This is a genomic window from Actinomadura kijaniata NBRC 14229, from assembly GCF_001552175.1.
Classification (GTDB): domain Bacteria; phylum Actinomycetota; class Actinomycetes; order Streptosporangiales; family Streptosporangiaceae; genus Spirillospora; species Spirillospora kijaniata.
On the sequence record NZ_BCQR01000038.1, the window covers coordinates 23,568 to 43,611 of the forward strand.

Consider the following 20,044-nt stretch of genomic DNA (forward strand, 5'->3'; position numbering starts at 1 on the left):
CCGGCCGGGGAGGAGGGGCGCCCCCGCTCAGGCGGGGGCGCCCGGCGCCCGGTGGTGGCGGCCGATCGGGACGACCAGCGGCGTGCCGCTGACCGGATCCGGCACGATCTCGCACTCCAGGCCGAACACGTCGGCGACCAGCGCCGCCGTGACGACCTCGCGGGGCGCCCCCCGCGCCACGACCCTCCCGGCCTTCATCGCGACGATGTGGTCGGCGTACCGGCACGCCTGGTTCAGGTCGTGCAGCACCATCAGGACGGTGCGGCCCTCGTCGCGGTTCAGGTCGACGACCAGGTCCAGCACGTCGACCTGGTGGGCGAGGTCGAGGTAGGTCGTCGGCTCGTCCAGCAGCAGGACCGGTGTCTCCTGCGCGACGGCCATCGCGATCCAGGCGCGCTGCCGCTGCCCGCCCGACAGCTCGTCCACCGCCCGGCCGGCCAGGTCGGTCATCCCGGTGCACTCCAGGGCGCGGGCGACGGCGCGCTCGTCGTCGGCCGACCACTGCCGCCACCACGTCTGGTGCGGCGACCGCCCCTGGCCCACCAGCTCCCCGACGGTCAGGCCCTCCGGCGCCACGGGCGACTGGGGCAGGATGCCCAGCCGCCGCGCCAGCGTCCGCGTCGGGATCGACGACAGCGCGCGCCCGTCCAGCAGCACCCGCCCCGCCCGGGGCGACAGCAGCCGCGCCAGCGCCCGCAGCAGGGTGGACTTGCCGCAGGCGTTGGCCCCGACGATGACGGTGACCTTCCCCGGCGGGACGGTCAGGTCCAGGTCGTCCACGACGACGCGGCCGTCGTAGGCCAGCCGGAGCCCGGCGGCGCTCAGCTCCGGGACGTTCTGCTCGGTCACGGTCGTGGATCAGCCTTCCCGAAGGGGCCGGACGGGGGTCAGGGAGCGGTGCGGGAGCCGGACCAGGCGGCCCACAGCTCGGCGTAGCGGCCGCCCGCGTCGCGGAGCTCGGCGTGGGTGCCGCTCTCCACGACGCGCCCGCCGTCCATGACCAGGACGCGGTCGGCGGCGGCGGCCTGGGTGAGACGGTGCGCGACGATCAGCGCGGTGCGGCCCTCCACGGCCGCGGCGGCGGACCGCTCCAGCGCGCGGGCGCCGGTGCTGCCCGCCTCCGCCGTCGCCTCGTCCAGCACCGCGACCGGCGGGTCGGCCAGCACCAGCCGGGCGAGCGCGAGCTGCTGGGCCTGCGCCCCGGTGAGGCGGTGGCCGCCCTCGCCGACGACGGTGTCCAGTCCCTCGGGCAGGGCCTCGGCCCAGCCGAGCGCGCCGACCCGGTCCAGCGCCCGGCGCAGGTCGGCGTCGGAGGCGTCCGGGCGGGCCAGCCGCAGGTCGTCGGCGAGCGGCCCGGCGAACACGTGGACCTCCTGGGTGACCAGCGCGACGGCGCGGCGGGTCGCGTCCGGGCCCAGCTCGTCCAGGGCGACGCCGCCGAGCCGCACGGTGCCGCCGGTCGGCGGGTGGACGCCCGCGACGATCCGGGCCAGCGTCGTCTTGCCCGCGCCGCTGGCGCCGACGAGCGCGACGCGCTCCCCGGCCCGCAGGTCCAGGTCCACGCCGTGCAGCACGGGGCGGTCCGGCAGGTAGGCGTGCTCGACGCCCTTGGCCGACACCGTCGCCTCGGCCGGGACCGGGCGGCCGGTGGCCTCGGCGGCGGGACGGTCGGCGACCCCGACCAGGCGGGCCAGGCCCGCGGCGGCGGCCTGCGCGTCGTCCAGCAGCACCAGCACGGTGTTCATCGGGGCGAACAGGTTGTGGAAGTACAGCGCGGCGGCGGTCGCGGTGCCGACCGACACCGACCCGCCCCGCACCAGCCAGAACCCGGCGGCCAGCACGGCGGCCAGCCCGGCGAACTCGGCCACGTGCAGCCGGTTGTAGAACCGCAGCACCAGGTGGACGCCCCGCAGGGTCCAGTCCACGACCGACCCGGAGGAACGCGCGACGCGTTCGGTGTGGTCGTCCTCCAGCCGGAACGCGCGCACGGTCGCGCCCCCGCCGATGCTGTCGAGCAGGCGCTGCTGCTGCTTGCCCGTCTCGATCCGCTGCCGCGCGTACAGCGACGTGGCGCGCCGCACGTACCAGCGGGCCGTGGCGACCTGGACGGGCAGCGCCACCAGCGCCGCCAACAGGAACCGCCAGTCCAGCAGCGCCATCGCGGCCAGCGTCAGGACGATCGCCAGGCTGGAGCGGACCAGCTCGGGCAGCGCCCGCCGGACCGCCTCGGCGACCAGCGAGACGTCGCCGGTGACGCGCGCGGTCAGGTCGCCGGTGCCCGCCCGCTCGACCTCCGCCAGCGGGAGGGACAGCGCGCGTTCGACGAACCGCTCGCGCAGGCGGGCCAGGACGGTCTCGCCGAGCCGCGACACCAGCGACAGCCCGGCCGCCGTGGCGAGGCCCTGGACGACCGCGACGGCCACCAGCAGCACGGCCACGGGCGTGACGGCCGAGGCGGGCCGGTGGTCGGCCACGATGTCGACGACGCGGCCGAGCGCGGGGGCGGTCACCAGCCCGACGCCGGTCGCGGCGGCGAGCACGGTGAAGCCGGCGGCGGCCAGTTCCCGGTGCGGGCGGACCAGTTCGCCGAGCACGGCGCGCACGCGCGCGCCGGAGGCGGTGGGGAGCAGGGCGTCGGGAGCCCCGGGGGACTCGGGGGTCTCGGGGGTCTCGGGGGAGGGGGTCATGCCAGCACCGCCGTCCGGTAGTCGTCGTGCCGGTCGACCAGCTCGGCGTGCGGCGCGGTGTCGGCGGCCCGGCCGCCGGTCAGCAGCACCACGCGGTCGGTGACGGCCAGCAGCGCCGGGCTCGTGGTGACCACGATCGTCGTGCGGCCGGTGCGCAGGGCGCGGATCCCGTCGGCGATCCGCGCCTCGGTGACGGCGTCGACGGCGGTCGTCGGGTCGTGCAGCACCAGCACGGGCGCGTCGGCGGCCAGCGCGCGGGCCAGCGCGACCCGCTGCCGCTGCCCGCCCGACAGGGACCGGCCGCCCTCGCCGACCGGGGCGGCCGCGTCCACGTCGTCGGCTCCGGCGGCGGTCAGGGCCGCGCGCGCGTCGAGGCGGGCGGCGGCGGAGACGTTGTCCAGCGGGGTGCCGTCGAACAGGTCGGCGTCGTGCGGGGCCACCAGGATCTCCCGCCGCACGTCGCCGGGGTCGAGCGAGGCCAGCCGGACGCCGTCCAGCTCCACCGCGCCGTCGTCGGGGTCGCGCTCGCGGCCCAGGCAGCGCAGCAGCGCGACGGCGTCGGCGGGGTCGGCGGCGACCACCCCGACCAGCTCGCCGGGCCGCGCCTCCAGGTCGAGGCCGCGCAGCGTGCCGCAGGTCACGCCGGTCAGCCGGACGTGCCCGCGCACCGGGCGCGCCGGTTCGGCGTCGCCGGGCGGGACGGCGGCGGGGGAGGCCAGCACCTCGGCGATCCGGGCGGCCGAGGCCCGCGCCTGCGCGAACTCGGTGTTCACCCACGCCAGCACCTGGAGCGGCCCGAGCAGCAGCAGCGCCAGGCCGACGGCGGTGACCAGGTCGCCCAGGGAGATGTCGCCGGCCGCCGCGAGCCGCCCGCCGATCAGCGCGACGATCGCGATGAAGGTCCCGGTGAGGGCGAGCACGGTGCCGTTCTGCCAGGCCTCGGCCCGCGCCGCGCGGACCGTGGCGGTCAGCGACTCGCCGCTGATGCGCCGGTAGCGCCGGACGGCGGCCGACTCGGCGCCGACGCCCTTGAGCACCCGCAGCCCGCCGATCAGGTCGGCGGCGACGGCCGAGGCGTGGGCGGCGCGTTCCTGCTCGGCGTGGCTGCGGCGCTCCAGGGGCTTGCTCAGCAGGTGCCCGGCCGCCAGCAGCGCGGGGGTGCCGAGCAGCACCAGCAGGCCGAGCGGGAGCGACACCCGCAGCAGCACCACGGCCGCCACCACGATCGCCACCAGCGCCGCGACCCCGGCGAAGACCGCCACGTTGACCGCGCCGACGCGCCGGGCGTCCTCGGTGGCGATGGTGGCCAGGGCGCCGGGCAGCCGCCCGTCGGCCGCGCCGCCGCGCGGGTCCAGGACCCGCCGCACCAGCGCGGTCCGCAGGCCGTGGGCGGCGCGGGCCCCGGCCCGCTCCCCGGCCCCGGCGCCGAGCCGGAAGCCCCACGACAGGCCGAGGTAGACGACGGCGAGGACGGCCAGCCACAGCAGCAGCGCGCCGCCGTCGCCGCGCCCGATCGCCCGGTCCACCGCCAGGCCGATCAGGACGGGGACCAGCGTCTCGCCGATCTGGTGCCCGGAGGTGAGGACGGAGCTGACCGCCACGTCCCGCCACTGTCCCCGGACGGCGCCCCACAGCACCCGCCGCCCTGTCAGCGCCTCGTCCACGTCCCCCCACTTCGATGATCAGCAACTTAGGTAAGCCTTATCAAACCAGGAGAGTCGCAAAGCGGGCAAAACATGATCTGGGCGCAGTTTTCTGTCCCGTTTTGCGGGGACAGGTCCGACACCGCCGTTGGAAGAGAGGTCGTGTCATGAGGATCGGATCGCTCGTACTCATCGTCTGGCTGGTGATCGGCGCCATCGCGGGCGGGCAGCGCGGCTACTACACGGGCGAGGTCGAGAACTGCAGCAAGGTCGGGACGATCCTGGTGACGATCATCGCGGGGCCGCTCAACTACATCGGCCTCAACCCCAAGATCTCCTGCGACGCGCCGGAACCCAGCAAGTGATCGGACGGAATGCGGACGGTCCTCCTCCGGTTGTACGGGGCGCCGGTGGCCGACCGCGCACCCGGCCCGCCCGAGGATCCAGGAGGAGAGCATGGCCACGATCGAGCTGACCAAGGAGACCTTCACCGAGACGGTGGAGTCCCACGACATGGTCCTGATCGACTTCTGGGCGTCGTGGTGCGGGCCGTGCCGCCAGTTCGCGCCGGTCTACGAGAAGGTCTCCGAGCGCCACGAGGACGTCGTGTTCGCCAAGGTGGACACCGAGGCCGAGCAGGAGCTGGCCGCCGCGTTCCAGATCACCTCGATCCCGACGCTGGCCATCATCCGCGACAACGTGATGGTCTTCTCCCAGCCGGGCGCGCTGCCCGAGCACGTCCTGGAGGACCTGGTCGCCCAGGCCCGCGCCCTGGACATGGAGGAGATCCGCAGGGACATCGCCGCCCAGGAGGAGCAGCCGTCCTGACCCGGCCCCGGCCTGCCGCGCGGTCCCTCCGGCCCCGCCCGCGCCCGACGCGGACGGGGCCGCCGCGTTCCCGGGACCGCCTGCGAAGGGCGGCGTTCACCCGCCCGAGCCCGCCCGGTTGGCGCGCGCGAGCTGCCACAGCAGGAACGGCGCGCCGAGCACCCCGGTCACCACGCCGACGGGCAGCATCAGCGAGCCGAACGCCCGCTGGGCGACCAGGTCGGAGACCAGCACCAGCGACGCCCCGGTGAGCGCGGCGGCCGCCACCGGCGGGGCGGCGGCGCGGGTCAGCCGCTGGGCGATCTGCGGCGAGGCCAGCGCGACGAACAGCACCGGACCGGCCGCGGCGGTCGCGAACGCCGCCAGCGCCGTCCCGCACAGCAGCAGCGCCAGCCGGGTGCGCTGGACCGGCGTGCCGAGCCCGGCGGCGACCTCGTCGCCCAGCATCAGCGTCCGGCGCAGGCGGCCGAGCAGCAGCAGCGTCGGCAGCAGCGCCGCCAGCGCCAGCGCCGTCGGCCGGGCGTGCTCCCAGCCCCGGTCGTTGAGGTTGCCGACCAGCCAGCCCAGCACCTTCTGCGCCTGGTGCAGCTCGGCCCGGCTGAGCAGGTGGTAGGTGAGGCTGAGGCCCATCCAGCTCACCCCGACGCCCACCAGCACGATCCGGTAGCCGGTCGTGCCCCGGTTCCACGCCAGCGCGTACACCAGGACCCCGGCCGTCAGCGCCCCCGCCAGCCCGAGGTCCTGCGTGCCGAGCCCGGCGCCGGTGCCCAGCACCATCCCGGCGGCCACCGCCGCGCCCGCGCCCTGGGTGATGCCGAGCATGTCCGGGCTGGCCAGGGGGTTGCGCGTCACCGACTGGAAGACCGCGCCCGCCGCGCCGAACGCCGCGCCCGCCGCGAGGGCGACCGACGCCCTCGGCAGCCGCAGCTCGCGCACCACGAACAGCGAGGCGGTGTCGCCGCCGCCCCACAGCGCGGGCACCACCTGCGTGAGCGGCACCGTGTAACCGCCGCTGCCGAACGCGACCGTCCCGCAGAACACCAGGAACGTCACGGCCGCCAGCGCCAGCCCCACCAGCGCCGTCCGCACGTGCACCGTGCCGGAGACGGCGGGCCGGTCCAGCCGGAAGGCCACCTTCCGGGTCGTGTCCATCGCCTCCATCGCCTCCACCGTCTTCGCGCGCATCGCCTACAGCCCCGCCATCCGCCGCCGCCGGACCAGGGCGATGAAGAAGGGGCCGCCGAGGAACGCGGCGACCAGGCTCACGTCGATCTCCTGCGGCCGCGCGACCACCCGGCCGAGGATGTCGGCCGCCAGCAGCACGCCCGGCGCGACCAGCATCGACCCCGGCAGCAGCCAGCGGTGGCCGGGGCCGACGAGGGACCGCAGCAGGTGCGGCACCACCAGCCCGACGAACACGATCGGCCCGGTGACGGCGACGGACGCGCCGGTCAGCAGCGTGACCGCCAGCGCCGCGCGCGTCCGCACCGCGCCCAGCCGCCGGCCCAGCGACGTCGCGACGTCGTCGCCGAGGGCGATGCTGTCGAGCGCGGGCGCGGCGCTGAGCGCCAGCAGCGCCCCGGCCGCCAGGAACGGCGCCACCCGCGCCAGCGTGGCCCCGTCGTGCCCGGTCAGCGAACCGGCCGACCAGTACCGGTAGCGGTCCAGCGCCTCGGGGTCGGTCAGGGCGATCCCGCTGGTCAGCGAGTCCAGCAGCGCCGTCACCGCGACCCCGGCCAGGGCCAGCTTCACCGGCGAGGCCCCGCCCCGGCCCCGGCTGCCCAGCAGGTACACCGCGACCGCGGCGGCGAGCGCGCCGCCGAAGGCGAACCAGATCGACCCGAGCAGCCCGGTCAGCCCGAGCAGCCCGGCGGCGACCACGGTGCCGAACGCCGCGCCCGCGCTGACGCCGAGCAGGCCCGGGTCGGCCAGCGGGTTGCGGGTGAGCCCCTGCATGACCGCGCCCGCCAGCCCCAGCGCCGCGCCGGTCAGCACGGCGACGAGGGTGCGCGTCGCGCGGGTGCCGCGCACGATCGCCTCGGTCTCGGCGTCCACCGCCGGATGCGCCGGGTCCCACAGCGCGCGCACGACCGTGTCGAGGGGGATCGAGCGGCTGCCGACGGCCAGCGACGCCAGGCACAGCAGGACGAGGACCACGGCGGCCACGGACAGCACCAGGGTCCGCCGGGCCGTGCGGCCCGTCCCGGCGGCGACCGCCGGGGGAGGGGCGGTGGAGAGTGTCACGAAGATCCGATCTGAGGGGGAGGCCCGGCTCCGGTGTTGATCTTAGGTAAGCCTCACCTTAGTATCGCCGGGCCGGCCGGCCCCACCCGAAGAGGACACGATGCCCCATCTCCGCAAGACCCGCGCGGGCGCGCGGCGCACCCGGCGCCTGACCGCGGCGCTCGCCGCCCTGACGCTGGGACTGTCCCTGGCCGCCTGCGGATCGGGCGCCAAGGACGGCGGCCCCGCCCCGGCCGGTCCGAACGCGGCGGGCGGCTCCTTCCCCGTCACCGTGGAGCACTCCTTCGGCACCACCGAGATCAGGAAGCGGCCGGAACGGATCGTCACGATCGGCCTCAGCGACCACGAGCCCGTGCTGGCGCTCGGGTACCGGCCGGTCGGCGTGGTCGACTGGTTCCAGCGCGAGCCGTTCACCGACTGGCCGTGGACCAGGGCCGCCTGGGGCGGCGCCGAGCCGACCGTGCTCGGCCTGCGCGAGGACGGCGTCGACTTCGAGAAGCTCGTCTCCCTCAAGCCCGACCTGATCTTCGCGATGTACGCGGGCGTCACCAAGGAGAACTACGACAGGCTCTCCAAGCTCGCCCCCGTGGTCGCCCAGCCCAGGGGCTTCGACCCCTACGCCGCGCCGTGGCAGGAGTACACCCGGCTCGCCGGGAAGGCCCTGGCGCAGGACGCCAAGGCCAAGGAGCTCATCGACGGCATGCGGGCGCGGTTCGCCAAGGTCCGCCAGGACAACCCGCAGTGGCGCGGCAAGACGGCCGTGGCCGCCGACAGCTTCAAGGCCGGCACCTACTCGGCGTTCCAGAAGGGCGACCCCAAGTCGGCGTTCCTCGCCGAGCTCGGCTTCACCGTCCCCGAGAACATCACCAGGGCGGCGGGCAAGTCCAACGTCGCCGAGTTCGGCTCCGAGGGGCTGAACATGCTGGAGGTCGACCGCCTGGTGTGGCTGACCACCGGCAAGGAGCCCCACGAGCGCATCAGGAACGACAAGGTCTACAAGGAGCTGAAGGTCGCCAGGGAGGGCCGCGACCTGTTCCTGACCTACCAGGACCCGCCGATCGGCGCGGCGCTGTCGTTCAACACCGTGCTGAGCATCCCCTACGCCATCGACCAGATGACGCCGCTGCTCAGGAAGTAGCGCCCGGAGGGCGGGCGCTCAGGAGGCGGGCAGCAGGCACACGGGGGCGGGCACCGCGACGGTCCCGCCCACCGGCGCCGGAACGCCGGTCTGCTCGTCCAGCCGGAACGTGCGCACGTCGCCCGCGTGCTGGTGCGCCACGTGCAGCCACGGGCCGTCCAGCACGAAGTCGCGCGGCCAGGACGCCCCGGTCGGCACGTCGGCGACCGGCTCCAGGCGCGCCCCGCCGTCCAGTACCCGGTGCGTGGTGACGACGTCGGCGCCCCGGGTGGAGGTGTAGACGAAGCGGCCGTCGCCGCCCAGCCGGATCGCCGCGCACAGCGATCCGGAGCCGGGGTCGCCCGCGGTCGCGGGCGACTCGGCGGTCACCTTCAGGTCGGCGTACGAGTCGCCCGGCGTCAGCACCAGGACGCGCGGCTCCAGCTCGGTCAGCAGGTACACGTGGCCGCCGGGACGCACGACCAGGTGGCGCGGGCCGTACCCGGCCGGGACCGGGATCTCGGCGACGGGCTCCAGGCCGCCGGGCGTGCGGCGGAAGGCCCGGACCAGGTCCGCGCCCAGGTCGACGCTCAGCACCGTGCCGTCCGGGGCCCACGCGACGGCGTGCGCGTGCGGGCCCTCCTGACGGTCGGCGCGCGGGCCGCCGCCGCTCCCCCGGAAGAGCGCCGGGTCGCCGGTGAACGCGCCCGCGGCGTCCAGGCGCAGCGCGGCGACCGTCCCGGCGGTGTAGCTGGCCACCAGCAGCGTCGCGCCGTCCGGCGAGACGGCCAGGTGGCAGGGGTCGGCCGGAACGGCACGCGACCCCAGCGGACGCAGCCGCGCACCGTCCTCGACGGCGAACGCCGTGACCGACCCCTCGGCGTCCTCGCCGACCGCGTACAGCACCTCCAGCTCCGGGTGCGGGGCCAGGTAGGACGGGCTCGTCGCGCGCGCCGCGAGCACCGGGTCGCGCAGCGCGCCGTCCGGGCCGCGCCGCACCAGGTAGACGCCCTCGCCCGGTCCCATCGCGCCGGTGTAGGTCCCGACCCAGAAGCGCCGCTCGTCCATCCCCGCCCTCGCCTCCGCCGTTCCCGTGGTCCCCGGCCACTGTACGCGCACCGATGATCTTCGGGGACCGGTGATCGGCGCCGCGTTCGACGCGCCCCGCGCGGGGTAGGGGCGTGCCGGGAAGACGGCGCGCCCCGCGCGGGTTGGCGTCCATGCGAGCGAACGCCGAAATAAGATCGCCGCGGGGGCGTGAGGCAGTTCCTTCCCGGGGGCGCCGTCGGCGTTCGCCTGGCATGGCGAGGAGAAGAGGACCGTGACTGATATCACCGAGACCGCCGAGTGGTCCGCGCTGGCCGAACACCACGCCGAGGTGTCGGTCCGGCACCTGCGCGAGCTGTTCGCCGAGGACCCGGAGCGGGTCGGCCGGATGAACGTGACCGCCGCCGACCTGTACCTGGACTACTCCAAGCACCGCGTCACCGCCGAGACCGTGCGGCTGCTGACGGCGCTGGCGGGGGCCGCGGGGCTGCGCGAGCGGATCGAGGCGATGTTCACCGGCGAGCACATCAACGTCAGCGAGGACCGCGCGGTGCTGCACACCGCCCTGCGGCTGCCCCGCGACGCCCGGCTCGTCGTGGACGGCCAGGACGTGGTGCGCGACGTCCACGAGGTGCTCGACCGGATGGCCGCCTTCTCGGACCGCGTCCGGTCGGGGGAGTGGACCGGCCACACCGGCAAGCCGATCCGCACGGTCGTCAACATCGGCATCGGCGGCTCCGACCTCGGCCCCGCCATGGCCTACGAGGCCCTGCGCGACTACGCCGACGCGGGGATCACCGCCCGGTTCGTCTCCAACATCGACCCCGCCGACATCACCCGCGTGCTCGACGAGGTCGACCCCGAGCAGACGCTGTTCATCGTCGCCTCCAAGACCTTCGGCACGCTGGAGACCCTCACCAACGCCAAGGTGGCGCGGCAGTGGCTCGTCGAGCGGCTGGGCGACGACAAGGCCGTGGCGCGGCACTTCGTGGCGGTGTCCACCAACGCCGAGCGTGTCGCCGGGTTCGGCATCGACACCGACAACATGTTCGGCTTCTGGGACTGGGTCGGCGGCCGCTACTCCTTCGACGGCGCCATCGGCCTGTCCCTGATGGTCGTCGTCGGGCCCGAGCGGTTCCGCGAGATGCTCGCCGGGTTCCACGCGATGGACGAGCACTTCCGCACCGCGCCGTTCGAGGAGAACATGCCGGTGCTGATGGCGATGCTCGGCGTCTGGTACACCGACTTCTTCGGCGCCCAGACCCACGCGGTGCTGCCCTACAGCCAGCGCCTGGCCCGCTTCCCGGCCTACCTCCAACAGCTCACCATGGAGTCCAACGGCAAGTCGGTGCGCGCCGACGGCGTCCCCGTCATCGCCCAGACCGGCGAGATCTTCTGGGGCGAGCCCGGCACCAACGGCCAGCACGCGTTCTACCAGCTGCTGCACCAGGGCACCCGGCTGGTCCCGGCCGACTTCATCGGCTTCGCCGAGCCGTTCCAGGACGCCGCCGCCGAGGGCGGGGAGGGCATGCACGACCTGCTCACCGCCAACCTGCTGGCGCAGACCTCGGCGCTGGCGTTCGGCAAGACCGCCGACGAGATCGCCGCCGAGGGCACCCCCGTCGCCGTCGTGCCGCACAAGGTGATGCCGGGCAACCGGCCCACCAGCACGATCCTCGCGCCGAAGCTGACGCCCTCGGTCCTCGGCCAGCTGGTCGCGCTGTACGAGCACATCACGTTCACGCAGGGCGTGGTGTGGGGCATCGACTCGTTCGACCAGTGGGGCGTCGAGCTCGGCAAGGTGATGGCCAACCAGCTCACCCCGGCGCTGACCGAGGGGGAACCGCAGGACGGCGCGCCCGACCCGTCCACCGCCGCGCTCGTGCGGCGCTACCGCGCGCTGCGGGGCCGCCGGGTCTGACCCGCGCGGCCGGGGCGGGCGGTCAGGCGCCGCCCGCCCCGGCGTTGCGCACGAACGCCGACCACCGCGGGTCGCCGCAGTACCCGCAGCCGGGACCGAAGAACAGGGCCCTGGCCCGGGCGTCGCCGAGCAGCGTCGCGCGCAGCCACGCCGTCGTGGGCCCCCGGTACCCCCCGCCGTCCGCCAGCGGGGTGAAGTGGTCGGCGCCCCGCAGCTCGGCGTAGATCGCGGGCACCTGCCCGGCGGCGTCGAAGTACCGCCTGACCTCGGCGGGCGTCACGATCGAGTCCTTCTCCCCGGCCAGGAACAGCGCGGGCCCGCGCAGCCGCGCCCCGTCGGCCCGGCCGCCCGGCTGGATCGGGACGGCGGTCGCCACGCGCGGGTCGGCGGCGGCGTTGATCGCACCGGCCCCGCCCTGGGAGTGCCCGCTGGTCGCCACGCGCCGCAGGTCGATCCTCCCGCCCAGCGGGCCGGTCCCGGCGTCGCGCGCGGCCAGGACGTCGAGCCCGGCGAGCATCTCCCGGCCCGTCCCCGACATGGGGGTGTTGGCGGCGGCCACGACGAACCCGTGACCGGCCCAGTGCCGCAGCAGGCTCACATAGAACAGGGGGATGGCGGCGGTGCCGTTCCCCCACAGGATCACCGGCCGCCGTCCGGGGCCGGGGTGTTTCGGATAGAAGAGCGTGTGCGCCGGGAGGACCTCCACGGCGACCTCGTGCGGGCCGGGCCGGGACCAGTCCGGCTCCGCCGTCCGCGCGCCCGCCCGCGCGGGCACCGCGCCCACCAGGGCCAACGCGGTGACGACCGCGACTACCAGCGAGGACCAACGCGCGCGCACGGACATCACCACGCCTTCCGGGCGTCCCAGTGGTGACCGGAAGATAACCCCGCCCACCGCACCCGGCAAGATCCCCGCCCGCACCCGGCCACGTGCCCGGCCGCGCATCCGGCCGCGTATCAGGGCATGGGGCGTCCACGGGGGCGGTCCGGTGCCGCCGCCGCGCGGGCGCGGCACCGGACGGGGTCAACGCGGTGACGACCGCGGGCTCAGCCGCGCGCGGTCTGCAGTCCGCCCTCGGCCCAGCCCTGGGTCTCGAGCAGCGCCCGGAACTCCGGGAAGGAGATCAGCCCGTCGCGGTTGGTGTCGGCCTTCTCGAAGCGGTCCTGCACCTCCGCCTTGGACCAGGACATCCCGAGGCTGTCCAGGACCAGGGTGAACTCCATCAGGTCGAGTTGCTCGTCACCGCCGAGGTCGGCCCGCGCGAACACGGCAAGAAGATCGCCCTCGGTCGGCTTGGTGGTCATCTCACTCCTTGTGTCAGTCCGAATGTGCCCGCATCATGCCATAAGGGAATGGCGGATCACGGAGAGAAACGCCGCCGCGACCGCGCCGGTTCCCACCGGCGGCCGGCCACCGCGGATTTCCCCGCCGTTCATTTGTCCTCCGGCTCCACCTGGGGCGCCTCGGCGGGGCCGTGCCCCTCGCTCTCGCGCTGCCGCACGGGCTCGGGCCGGAACTCGAACGTCACGTCGCCCTCGCCCCCGCCGCCGGGGCCCACGTCGCCGCGCGGTCCCTCGCGCCGCGCGGCCTCGTCCTCCTCCGCCCGCCGGCCGGGGTGTTCGTTCTTTTCGCTCATGTCGCCCCCCTGCCCACGAATGCCGAGGTCATGCCGGTCGGGAGGAACCTCGCACCGCCCCTCCGCGCCTTCCGTTCACACGGTGGGAAAGGCGTGAAGCCAGGGAAACACCGCCGGTGAACCGAGGGGACAACGCGTTCCCAACATCATCGGTCGGCGCCGGGAACCTTTCCGGAAGAAGGGTCCCGAAGGAGGGCCGCGCCGGACGCGCCGGGCCGTACCGTCCCGGAAAATATGATCATTTTGGTCCGTGGAACGTGCCTTCCAGCGCATCGCCGGGTTATCGTCGCGACACCCGCCGTTGGCCTCACCGTGGAGGCGCCGTGACCCAGACCGCGGACGCGCGCCCGGCCGTGCCGGAGCCGTCACTGGACGACCCCTGCCCCGAGCGCGAGCCCGCCGGCGAACGGCTGCACGAGGGCCGGACCGGGCTGGACGTGTTCCTGTCCGGCCGGGTCTTCATGGACATGATCTTCACGGGGCTGCCGGGGCTGCCGCCGCCCGGCACCGAGATCGTCACCGACGGCCTCGGCTCGGCCCCCGGCGGGGTGGCCAACATCGCGGTCGCGATGAGCCGCCTCGGCCTGCGGGTCGGGCTGGCCGCGCCGTTCGGCGACGACCTGTTCGGCTCCTACCTGTGGCGGACCCTCGCCGTCCAGGAGGGCGTGGACCTCAGCCGGTCCCGGCTGGTCCCGGACTGGGCGACGCCGGTGACGGTGTCGATGGCCTACGACGCCGACCGCAGCATGGTCACCTACGAGCGCCCCGCGCCCGTCGGCGAGGACGACCTGGTCGGCGGGGACCCGCCGGACGCGCGGGCCTGCTTCGTCGACGTGGACCGTCCGGTCCCCGGCTGGGCCCGCGCGATGCGGAGCCGGGGCGCGACCGTCTTCGCCGACCTCGGCTGGGACCCCACCGGCGCCTGGTCGGCGGAGGTCCTGGACCGGCTGGAGCACGTGGACGTGTTCCTGCCCAACGCCGTGGAGGCCATGGCCTACACCCGCACCGGCACCCCCGAGGACGCCGCCCGCGCCCTCGCCGAGCGGCTGCCGGTCGTGGTCGTCAAACGCGGCCCTCGGGGCGCGGTGGCGATCGACTCGCGCACCGGGGAGCGGGCCGAGACCGACGCGCTGCCGGTGCGGGCGCTGGACGCCACCGGGGCCGGGGACGTGTTCGCCGCCGGGTTCGTGTTCGCGACCCTGGCGGAGCTGCCGCTGCCCGAGCGCCTGCGGTTCGCCAACCTGTGCGCGGGCCTGTCGGTGCGCCACCGCAGCGGATCGCTGGGATCGCCGTGCTGGGGGGAGATCGCGGCGTTCGGCGAGTCGGGCGAGGTGCCCGAGTCGGTCCTGGCCGAGTACGCGTTCGTGATCCCGTTCATCCCCGACGCGGCCGCCGACACGGTCGTGCGCGCCGAGCCCACCCTGCGAAGGGAACCGCCGACACCCCGAAGGGAACCGTAGATGCAGACACCGGTCGGGCGGAGGACGCTGCTGGGAACCGCCGTGCTGGGGGCCGCCGCGCTGGCGGCCGCGGCGTGCGCGCCGGGCGGGGGAGGGGACCGGCCCGCCGCCCGGACGCCCGCATCGGTGAGCACCGACGTGGCGAAGGCGGGGAACGTGACGCTCACCGTCTGGGACCAGGAGGTCCAGGGCGGCCAGCGGCGGCAGATCGAGAAGCTGAACGCCGCGTTCCAGACGAAGTACCCCAACGTCAGGATCAACCGGGTGGCGCGGTCGTTCACCGACCTGCAGAAGACGCTGCGCCTGGCGCTGTCGGGCGGCAACCCGCCCGACGTCGTGCAGGCCAACCAGGGCTACGCCGCGATGGGCCAGTTCGTCAAGGCCGGGATGCTGCTGTCCCTCAAGCCCTACGACCAGGTCTACGGCTGGACCAAGCGCTACCCCAAGGGCCTCACCGACCTCAACAGCGTCACCCCCGACGGAAGGTCGATCGGGTCGGGCGACCTGTACGGGCTGTCCCTCAACGGCGAGATCGTCGGCGTCTACTACAACAAGGACAAGCTGGCCGAGATCGGTGTGCAGCCGCCGAAGACGTGGGACGAGTTCGAACAGGCGCTCGCCACCGCCAAGAGCAGGGGCGAGCAGCCGCTGGCGTTCGGGAACCTGGAGAAGCTGCCCGGCATCCAGCTCTACGGCGTCGTCCAGGACCAGCTCACCGGTAAGGACAAGGTCCGCGACCTGGTGTTCGGGCGCGGCGGCGCCTGGACCGACGGGCCCAACGTCCAGGCCGCGCAGAAACTCGCCGACTGGGCGAGGCAGGGTTACCTCAACAAGGACGCCAACGCCGTCAAGTGGGACGACACCCCCGTCGACTTCGCCAGGGGGCGGGGCGTGTTCATGATCGGCGGCACCTGGTGGGCCGCCGACCTCCACGACCGGATGAAGGACAGGGTCGGGTTCATGGCCCCGCCCCCGCGGCAGGCGGGAGCGCCGCCCACCACGATGGGCGGCGAGAGCCTGCCGTTCTCCATCACCGCCAAGTCGAGGCACCCCGACGTGGCCGCCGCCTACATCAACTTCATCACCTCGCCCGAGGCGATGGACGTGTCCGTCGAGACCGGCAACCTGCCCGTCCTGAAACCGCCGACCAGGCAACCCGCCGAACCGGTGATGAAGGACATCGCCGCCGCCTGGGACGCGCTCAGCAGGGGCGACGGGATCACCCCCTACCTCGACTACGCCACGCCCACCTTCGGCGACGCGTTCGGCGGCCCCCTCCAGGAGCTGGTCGCGGGCCGCACCACGGCGGACAGGGCCATGCAGGCCGCGCAGAAGGACTACACGACCTTCCTGAAGAAGTGACCCCGCCGCGCGGGAAGGGGCGCCCGCCCGGAGCGCCCCGGAACATCGGATGGCTGTACGTCCTGCCCGCCCTGCTGGTCTACGCGGCGTTCCTGGTGTGGCCGGTGATCCGCGGGGTGTGGTTCTCGCTGTACGAGTGGGACGGCCTCGGCACGGGCACCTGGGCGGGCCTGTCCAACTACGCCCGGGTGGCGACCGACGCGTCGCTGCGCGGCGCGTTCGGCCACGCCCTGGTCCTGGTCGTCTTCTACGCGGTCATCCCGTGCCTGCTGGCGTTCGTGCTGGTCGCGGCGGTGTCCCGGACGCGGGTGCGGGGGCTGGCGTTCTTCCGGACGGTGCTGTTCCTGCCCCAGGTGATCGCGATGGTCGCGGTCGCGGTGGCCTGGCAGTGGATGTACTCGCCGGACGGCCCGGTCAACGGCTTCCTGCGGCTGCTGCACACGCTCGGCCTGCCCGACTGGTCGCGCGGCTGGCTCGGCGACTTCGACCTGGCGCTCCCGGCGGTCGGGCTGGTCGGCACGTGGGTGGAGGTCGGGCTGGCGATGGTGCTGTTCCTGGCGGGCGTCCAGAAGATCCCCCGCGAGCTGTACGAGGCCGCGCGGATCGACGGGGCCGGGCCGGTCGCCGAGTTCCGCGCCGTCACCCTGCCGGGCCTGCGCCGGGAGCTGGGCGTGGCGCTGACGCTCACCTCGGTCGCGGCGCTGCGCAACTTCGACCTGGTGTACGTCACCACCAAGGGCGGGCCGGGCGAGGCCACCAAGGTCCCCGCCTACGAGGTGTACCACCGCACGTTCGAGACCGGGGAGGTCGGCCTGGCCTGCGCGATCGGCGTGACGCTGGCGGCGCTGGTGTTCGCGCTGACCGCCGGGATCAGCCGCCTGGCCGAGGGGCGGAGGGGGGCCGCGTGATCGGGACCCGGGAACGCGTCCTCAACTACGCCATCCTCGTGGCGTTCGCGTTCGTCGCGCTGTTCCCGCTGGTCGGCGCGGTGCAGCAGGCGCTGCACCTGCCCGACCTCGACCTGTCGGCGTTCCAGCGGGCGTGGCGGGACGGCCACTTCGGCACCTACCTGCGCAACAGCGTGATCGTCACGACGGTCACCGTCGCGCTGGCGACCGTGCTGTCGATCATGGCGGGGTACGCGCTGGGCACGCTGGAGTTCCGCGGCTCGGGCGCGCTGTTCCTGCTGTTCCTGGCCGGGCTGACCGTCCCGACCGAGACCGTGGTGGTGCCGCTGTACTTCGACCTGCGGACGCTGGGCCTCGACAACACCTACGCCGGGGTGATCCTGCCGCAGGTCGCGCAGTCGGTGGCGTTCGGGTCGTTCTGGATGCGCGCCTACTTCCGCAGCGTGCCCCGCGCCCTGCTGGACGCGGCCCGCGTCGACGGCGCGTCCAGCTGGACCACGCTGTGGCGGGTCCTGGTGCCGATGGGCCGCCCCGCCGTCCTCACCATGGTCCTGCTGGTCGCGATGTGGACCTGGAACGAGTTCCTGCTGCCGCTGGTGGTGCTGAACTCCGCCGAGGACCTGCGCACCGCGCCGCTCGGCCTGTCGTTCTTCCAGGGCGCGCACCAGACCGACTACACGCTGCTCACCGCCGGAGCGCTGATCATCGCCGCGCCGATCGTCGTGCTGTACGTCTTCCTCCAGCGCCACTTCATCACCGGGATGCTTTCGGGGGCCGTCAAGGAGTAGGAGTCACCATGCGCAGAACCGTGCCGCCCGCGCCGCTGGCCGTGCTGCTGGCCGCCGCGCTCGGCCTCGGCGCCGCCCCCGCGGCGCAGGCGGGGCCTTCCGGACGGCCCCCCGAACGGGGACGCCTCGACGTGCTGTTCGTCGGGGCCCACCCCGACGACGAGGCGTCCACCCTGTCCACGCTCGGCCAGCTGCGGGAGCGGGGCGCGCGCGTCGGCGTGCTGACCGTGACGCGCGGGGAGGGCGGCGGCAACGCGGTCGGCACCGAGGAGGGCCCGCCGCTCGGGCTGCTGCGCGAGGGCGAGGAGCGCCGCGCCGTCGGCGGGGCGGGCATCACCGACGTCCACTACCTCGACGAGGTCGACTTCTACTACACCGTCAGCGCCCCGCTCACCGCGCGCGCCTGGAACCACCGGGCCGCCCTGGAACGGGTCGTCCGGCTGGTCCGCGAGACCCGGCCCAGGGTCGTCGTCACGATGGACCCCGCGCCGCTGCCCGGCCAGCACGGGCACCACCAGGAGGCGGCGCGGCTGGCCGCCGAGGCGTACTTCGCGGCGGCGGACCGCACGGCCTTCCCCGGCCAGCTCCGGGGCGAGGGGCTGCGGACGTGGGCGCCCCGCCGCCTGTTCATGGGCGGCGGCGCGACCGGGCCGACCGGCCCCTCCTGCGAGACGACGTTCACCCCCGCCGACCCCAGGGCGGTCGTGTACGGGGTGTGGGCGGGCCGCCGCTCCACCGCCCACGGCGGCCGGACCTGGGCGCAGATCGAACGCGACGCGCAACGCCAGTACGTCAGCCAGGGGTGGGCCGGGTTCCCCGACGTCCCCGCCGACCCGAACCGGATCGGGTGCGACTACTTCACGCAGCTGCACAGCCGTTCGACCGGGCCCGGCGGGTCCCGCGACGCGGCCGGGATGCTCGCCGGCACCGGGGCCGCCGCGCCCGGGGCGCCCGCCGGGCCCGCCGTCACCGGCGAGCAGGAGCCGCTGCCGCGCGTCGCCGACTACGACGCCTGGGCCGTCCGCGCCGGGCTGCCCGCCCTCGCCGGACGCGTCAAGCGCGTCCTCACGCTCGGGTCGGGCCGGTCGCGCCCGGTGCGGATCGACCTGACCAACACCACCGGCAGGGCCCAGTCCGGAACCGTCACCCTCGCCCTGCCCAGGGGGTTCGCCGCCGACGCCGCGAGCAGGCCCTACACCCTCGCGGCCAACGCCAGGGGGTCGGTCACGTTCACCGTCCGCAACACCGATCCGTCGCTGCCGACCTCCAACCAGGGCGGCGTCAACGGCGACCACGACTACACCATCACCACCACCAGCGCCTCCGGCCCGGCGGACGTGCGGAAGGCGGCCCTGGAGCTCGTCCCCGTCGCCACCCTCGCCAAGGCCCCCGCCGCGCCCGTCCTCGACGGCCGGGAGAGCCCCGGCGAGTACCCCGGGCCGGAGCTGGACCTGTCACGGGTCTGGGAAGGGACGGCCTGCGCGTCGCCCGCCGACTGCTCGGCCACCGGCCGGGTCGCCTGGACCGCCGACGCCCTGCACGTCCTGGTGACGGTCCGCGACGACACGCGGGGCGCGGTCCTCGGCGCCGACGACTGCAAGCGGCACTGGCGCACCGACTCCGTCGAGATCACCGTCGATCCGCGCGGCGACTCGGAGAACACCTCCACCACGTTCAAGACCGGGATCTTCCCCGCGATGGCCGACGGGAGGCCCTGCTTCCAGCGCGACGCCGACAACCACCAGGGCCTCGGGCCGCGGACCGCGCCCGGAATGCGGGTGGCGGCGTCGGTGACCGCGCCCTACACCGGCTACACCGTCGAGGCGAGGATCCCGTTCACGGCGCTGCCGGGCACCGTCGACCCCGCCCGCATGGGCCTGAACCTGTTCGTCTACGACTCCGACACCCAGGACAGGACCGGCCAGACCCGCATCGGCTGGTCCACCTGGGGCGGCGTGCAGGGCGACCCGTACCGGTGGGGCCTGGCCGCCCTGCCCGGCCTCACCCCGCCGCGGGTCGCCGCCAAGGCGCCGGTCCTGCCGTCGGAGGCGGCCCGCTCGGTGGCGTCCCCGCAGTCGATCATCCAGGCCGCCGCGACCGGCGTCCCGCTGGCCGGAGGCCCCGCCGCCCGGGCCCGCCTCGTCGGGAGGCCAAGCGTCTCCGGCGGCTCCACGACGTTCCGGATCCGGACCGCCGGGCCCGGCCGGATCCACGCCCACGTCTGGGACGGCCGGGTCCTCGGCAGCGTGCGCGTCTCCACCACCGGCGCGGGCGTGCGCACCGTGACCGTTCCCGGCGCGCGGGGCACGCTGGCGGTCGCGTTCGAGTCCCGCGCGGGCGGCACCGCGTCACTGACCGCCCCGCTCCGCTAGCCCGTGTTTCAAAGCCCTGGCCCACGGCGC

General features: G+C 75.0%; 18 protein-coding genes. 9 read left to right on the plus strand and 9 right to left on the minus strand.

The features are described from left to right. Window positions 1-27: 27 nt before the first annotated feature. Genes AKI01S_RS13955 through AKI01S_RS13965 form a run of 3 tightly spaced genes read right to left on the minus strand, consistent with a single transcriptional unit; the run spans window position 28 to window position 4,351 of the window. Window positions 28-849, minus strand: coding sequence for an ABC transporter ATP-binding protein (locus tag AKI01S_RS13955; protein ID WP_067816267.1), 822 nt, complete (start codon window positions 847-849; stop codon window positions 28-30). A gap of 38 nt (window positions 850-887) precedes the next feature. Then, window positions 888-2,687 (minus strand): ABC transporter ATP-binding protein, encoded by a 1,800-nt coding sequence (locus tag AKI01S_RS13960; protein ID WP_067816270.1) that lies wholly within the window; start codon window positions 2,685-2,687, stop codon window positions 888-890. Next, entirely contained in the window at window positions 2,684-4,351 is a 1,668-nt protein-coding gene (locus AKI01S_RS13965) for an ABC transporter transmembrane domain-containing protein (RefSeq protein WP_067816273.1), read from the minus strand. Before AKI01S_RS13965 ends, AKI01S_RS13960 begins: the two co-directional genes overlap by 4 nt. 146 nt (window positions 4,352-4,497) lie before the next feature. Between AKI01S_RS13965 and AKI01S_RS13970 the strand changes: the two genes are divergently transcribed. Together AKI01S_RS13970 and trxA are read left to right on the plus strand one after the other, a co-directional pair. After that, on the plus strand, window positions 4,498-4,695 hold the full coding sequence (locus AKI01S_RS13970) for a hypothetical protein (RefSeq protein ID WP_067816276.1): 198 nt from the start codon (window positions 4,498-4,500) through the stop codon (window positions 4,693-4,695). A 91-nt stretch (window positions 4,696-4,786) separates the two neighbouring features. After that, entirely contained in the window at window positions 4,787-5,158 is a 372-nt protein-coding gene (gene trxA / locus AKI01S_RS13975; protein WP_067816279.1) for a thioredoxin, read from the plus strand. Window positions 5,159-5,254: 96 nt separating this feature from the next. Here trxA and AKI01S_RS13980 read toward each other — a convergent pair whose 3' ends face one another. Beyond that, window positions 5,255-6,343 carry a FecCD family ABC transporter permease gene (locus AKI01S_RS13980; RefSeq protein ID WP_157419831.1) on the minus strand — a complete coding sequence of 363 codons (1,089 nt, stop codon included), beginning with the start codon at window positions 6,341-6,343 and terminating at the stop codon, window positions 5,255-5,257. A gap of 3 nt (window positions 6,344-6,346) precedes the next feature. Next, window positions 6,347-7,402 (minus strand): FecCD family ABC transporter permease, encoded by a 1,056-nt coding sequence (locus AKI01S_RS13985; protein ID WP_083999536.1) that lies wholly within the window; start codon window positions 7,400-7,402, stop codon window positions 6,347-6,349. Between the two features lie 100 nt (window positions 7,403-7,502). Between AKI01S_RS13985 and AKI01S_RS13990 the strand changes: the two genes are divergently transcribed. Further along, complete coding sequence (locus AKI01S_RS13990; protein ID WP_067816282.1) at window positions 7,503-8,540, plus strand: ABC transporter substrate-binding protein; 1,038 nt, start codon at window positions 7,503-7,505, stop codon at window positions 8,538-8,540. A gap of 18 nt (window positions 8,541-8,558) precedes the next feature. Here AKI01S_RS13990 and AKI01S_RS13995 read toward each other — a convergent pair whose 3' ends face one another. Beyond that, window positions 8,559-9,587, minus strand: coding sequence for a lactonase family protein (locus AKI01S_RS13995; protein ID WP_067816285.1), 1,029 nt, complete (start codon window positions 9,585-9,587; stop codon window positions 8,559-8,561). A 253-nt stretch (window positions 9,588-9,840) separates the two neighbouring features. Here AKI01S_RS13995 and pgi point away from each other — a divergent pair, with 253 nt between their 5' ends. After that, a complete protein-coding gene (pgi, locus tag AKI01S_RS14000) occupies window positions 9,841-11,487 on the plus strand; it encodes a glucose-6-phosphate isomerase (protein ID WP_067816289.1) in 1,647 nt (548 codons plus the stop codon). A 22-nt stretch (window positions 11,488-11,509) separates the two neighbouring features. On the opposite strand, the gene AKI01S_RS14005 is transcribed toward pgi, so the two are convergent. The 3 genes from AKI01S_RS14005 to AKI01S_RS53405 form a co-directional block, all read right to left on the minus strand. Then, complete coding sequence (locus AKI01S_RS14005) at window positions 11,510-12,331, minus strand: alpha/beta hydrolase family protein (RefSeq protein ID WP_067816328.1); 822 nt, start codon at window positions 12,329-12,331, stop codon at window positions 11,510-11,512. Between the two features lie 203 nt (window positions 12,332-12,534). Continuing rightward, window positions 12,535-12,792 carry an EF-hand domain-containing protein gene (locus tag AKI01S_RS14010; protein ID WP_067816292.1) on the minus strand — a complete coding sequence of 86 codons (258 nt, stop codon included), beginning with the start codon at window positions 12,790-12,792 and terminating at the stop codon, window positions 12,535-12,537. Between the two features lie 128 nt (window positions 12,793-12,920). After that, entirely contained in the window at window positions 12,921-13,124 is a 204-nt protein-coding gene (locus AKI01S_RS53405) for a hypothetical protein (protein ID WP_067816295.1), read from the minus strand. A gap of 323 nt (window positions 13,125-13,447) precedes the next feature. Here AKI01S_RS53405 and AKI01S_RS53410 point away from each other — a divergent pair, with 323 nt between their 5' ends. The 5 genes from AKI01S_RS53410 to AKI01S_RS54250 are packed head-to-tail and all read left to right on the plus strand — an operon-like array spanning window position 13,448 to window position 20,014. Continuing rightward, window positions 13,448-14,584 carry a carbohydrate kinase family protein gene (locus AKI01S_RS53410; RefSeq protein ID WP_245681616.1) on the plus strand — a complete coding sequence of 379 codons (1,137 nt, stop codon included), beginning with the start codon at window positions 13,448-13,450 and terminating at the stop codon, window positions 14,582-14,584. Next, complete coding sequence (locus tag AKI01S_RS14025; protein ID WP_067816299.1) at window positions 14,585-15,946, plus strand: extracellular solute-binding protein; 1,362 nt, start codon at window positions 14,585-14,587, stop codon at window positions 15,944-15,946. It begins immediately after the preceding gene. Beyond that, complete coding sequence (locus AKI01S_RS14030; protein ID WP_067816302.1) at window positions 15,943-16,854, plus strand: carbohydrate ABC transporter permease; 912 nt, start codon at window positions 15,943-15,945, stop codon at window positions 16,852-16,854. Before AKI01S_RS14025 ends, AKI01S_RS14030 begins: the two co-directional genes overlap by 4 nt. Next, window positions 16,851-17,642: a carbohydrate ABC transporter permease gene (locus tag AKI01S_RS14035; protein ID WP_067816306.1), complete on the plus strand. Its 792-nt coding sequence runs from the start codon at window positions 16,851-16,853 to the stop codon at window positions 17,640-17,642. The genes AKI01S_RS14030 and AKI01S_RS14035 overlap by 4 nt, the downstream gene beginning before the upstream one ends. Window positions 17,643-17,650: 8 nt before the next feature. Then, the gene (locus AKI01S_RS54250; RefSeq protein WP_067816309.1) at window positions 17,651-20,014 is read left to right on the plus strand and encodes a sugar-binding protein; all 2,364 of its coding nucleotides are present in this window, start codon (window positions 17,651-17,653) and stop codon (window positions 20,012-20,014) included. The last annotated feature ends 30 nt before the right edge of the window (window positions 20,015-20,044 follow it).

Coding starts and splice junctions, on each gene's coding strand:
- AKI01S_RS13960 (WP_067816270.1), bottom strand. CDS start 2,687: ATGACCCCCTCCCCCGAGACCCCCGAGACCCCCGAGTCCCCCGGGGCT.
- AKI01S_RS14010 (WP_067816292.1), bottom strand. CDS start 12,792: ATGACCACCAAGCCGACCGAGGGCGATCTTCTTGCCGTGTTCGCGCGG.
- AKI01S_RS13980 (WP_157419831.1), bottom strand. CDS start 6,343: ATGCGCGCGAAGACGGTGGAGGCGATGGAGGCGATGGACACGACCCGG.
- AKI01S_RS14025 (WP_067816299.1), top strand. CDS start 14,585: ATGCAGACACCGGTCGGGCGGAGGACGCTGCTGGGAACCGCCGTGCTG.
- AKI01S_RS14005 (WP_067816328.1), bottom strand. CDS start 12,331: ATGTCCGTGCGCGCGCGTTGGTCCTCGCTGGTAGTCGCGGTCGTCACC.
- AKI01S_RS53405 (WP_067816295.1), bottom strand. CDS start 13,124: ATGAGCGAAAAGAACGAACACCCCGGCCGGCGGGCGGAGGAGGACGAG.
- trxA (WP_067816279.1), top strand. CDS start 4,787: ATGGCCACGATCGAGCTGACCAAGGAGACCTTCACCGAGACGGTGGAG.
- AKI01S_RS13995 (WP_067816285.1), bottom strand. CDS start 9,587: ATGGACGAGCGGCGCTTCTGGGTCGGGACCTACACCGGCGCGATGGGA.
- AKI01S_RS54250 (WP_067816309.1), top strand. CDS start 17,651: ATGCGCAGAACCGTGCCGCCCGCGCCGCTGGCCGTGCTGCTGGCCGCC.
- AKI01S_RS13970 (WP_067816276.1), top strand. CDS start 4,498: ATGAGGATCGGATCGCTCGTACTCATCGTCTGGCTGGTGATCGGCGCC.
- AKI01S_RS13990 (WP_067816282.1), top strand. CDS start 7,503: ATGCCCCATCTCCGCAAGACCCGCGCGGGCGCGCGGCGCACCCGGCGC.